This is a genomic window from Allomuricauda sp. d1 (assembly GCF_039592695.1).
In the GTDB taxonomy this organism is placed as follows: Bacteria; Bacteroidota; Bacteroidia; order Flavobacteriales; family Flavobacteriaceae; genus Flagellimonas_A.
In genome coordinates this window covers 1-2507 of the sequence record NZ_JBBUTK010000007.1, presented here as the reverse complement: position 1 = coordinate 2507, position 2507 = coordinate 1, and the positions used below count along the sequence as shown (strand labels likewise).

At 63.1% G+C, this 2507-nt stretch carries 1 protein-coding gene; it reads left to right on the top strand.

Features of this window, described 5'->3' with window-relative positions; all coding sequences use genetic code 11:
• Positions 1-2507 (top strand): hypothetical protein (locus AAAH86_RS14985; RefSeq protein WP_343488488.1); only part of this gene is annotated, 2507 nt, incomplete at both ends.

Below are 2507 nucleotides of genomic sequence, written 5' to 3'. Positions count from 1 at the left end.
GCACGGACGCGGCCTTCAACGATGTTACCTTGGAGATAGCGGCCGGAGCGGTGGGCACGACGGAGCTTGCAGCGGACGCCGTTACGACGAACGAGATACTTGACGGCACGATAGCCTCCGGCGACATTGCGGCCGACGCGGTCAATGCCGCGACGATAAACGCGGATGTTGCGGGCAGCGGCCTGACCCAGAACGGCTCGGGCGCCCTTGAGGTTGACGTGAGCTCTTTGGCGGGGGACGGCGACATCACCTCCAGTGACCTTACGGTGACGGGGGGCACGGACGCGGCCTTCAACGACGTGACCCTTGAGATAGCCGATGACGCCGTGAACGCGGCGACGATAAACGCCGACGTGGCTGGCAGTGGCCTGACCCAGAACGGCTCGGGCGCCCTTGAGGTTGACGTGAGCTCGCTTACGGGCGACGGGGACATCACCTCGAGTGATTTGACGGTGACGGGTGGCACGGACGCGGCCTTCAACGACGTGACCCTTGAGATAGCCGTCGGGGCGGTGGGCACCACCGAGCTAGCAGCTGACGCTGTGACGACGAACGAGATATTGGACGGCACGATAGCCTCCGGCGACATCGCTGCCGATGCGGTCAATGCCGCGACGATAAACGCGGATGTGGCTGGCAGCGGCCTGACCCAGAACGGTTCCGGTGCCCTTGAGGTTGACGTGAGCTCGCTTACGGGCGACGGCGACATCACCTCCAGTGACCTTACGGTGACGGGCGGCACGGACGCGGCCTTCAACGACGTGACCCTTGAGATAGCCGCCGGGGCGGTGGGCACGACGGAGCTTGCAGCTGACGCCGTGACGACGAACGAGATATTGGACGGCACGATAGCCTCCGGCGACATCGCTGCCGATGCGGTCAATGCCGCGACGATAAACGCCGACGTGGCTGGCAGTGGCCTGACCCAGAACGGCTCCGGTGCCCTTGAGGTTGACGTGAGCTCGTTGGCGGGCGACGGCGACATCACCTCCAGTGACCTTACGGTGACGGGCGGCACGGACGCGGCCTTCAACGATGTTACCTTGGAGATAGCGGCCGGAGCGGTGGGCACGACGGAGCTTGCAGCGGACGCCGTTACGACGAACGAGATACTTGACGGCACGATAGCCTCCGGCGACATCGCTGCCGATGCGGTCAATGCCGCGACCATCAATGCCGACGTGGCTGGCAGTGGCCTTATCCAGAACGGCTCGGGGGCCCTTGAGGTTGACGTGAGCTCGCTTACGGGCGACGGCGACATCACCTCCAGTGACCTTACGGTGACGGGGGGCACGGACGCGGCCTTCAACGACGTGACCCTTGAGATAGCCGATGACGCGGTCAATGCCGCGACGATAAACGCCGACGTGGCTGGCAGCGGCCTTATCCAGAACGGTTCCGGTGCCCTTGAGGTTGACGTGAGCTCTTTGGCGGGCGACGGCGACATCACCTCTACGGACAGTACGATAGACATCACGGGCGGCACCGATGCGGCCTTCACCGACGTGACCTTGGACGTTGCGGACGATGCGATAACAACGGACAAGATAGCCGCTGGCGCGGTCGAATCGAGCGACATCGCTGCCGATGCGGTGAACGCGGCGACCATCAACGCCGATGTTGCGGGCAGCGGCCTTATCCAGAACGGCTCGGGGGCCCTTGAGGTTGACGTGAGCTCGCTTACGGGCGACGGCGACATCACCTCCAGTGACCTTACGGTGACGGGGGGCACGGACGCGGCCTTCAACGACGTGACCCTTGAGATAGCCGATGACGCGGTCAATGCCGCGACGATAAACGCCGACGTGGCTGGCAGCGGCCTTATCCAGAACGGTTCCGGTGCCCTTGAGGTTGACGTGAGCTCTTTGGCGGGCGACGGCGACATCACCTCTACGGACAGTACGATAGACATCACGGGCGGCACCGATGCGGCCTTCACCGACGTGACCTTGGACGTTGCGGACGATGCGATAACAACGGACAAGATAGCGGCAGGCGCGGTCGAATCGAGCGACATCGCTGCAAATGCGGTCACTTTGGAAAAGATAGTGGATGGGACGGCCAGTGGCCAGGTCATCCAATGGGACGGCACGGATTGGACCCTTGTTGATTTGGGCTCTGTCACCGTCACCGAGAACGATGGTGTCATAGGCAATGAGGTCACAGGAGCTACCGATGGTACATTGACACTTTCTGGGGCCGGGACGACATTGAGTCCCCTTACCCTGGGTGTTTCCACAGGTGGGATCACATCAAACGAAATAGCGGCCGACGCGGTCAATGCCGCGACGATAAACGCGGATGTTGCGGGCAGCGGCCTGACCCAGAACGGCTCCGGTGCCCTTGAGGTTGACGTGAGCTCTTTGGCGGGCGACGGCGACATCACCTCCAGTGACCTTACGGTGACGGGCGGCACGGACGCGGCCTTCAACGATGTGACCCTTGAGATAGCCGATGACGCGGTCAATGCCGCGACGATAAACGCGGATGTTGCGGGCAGCGGCCTT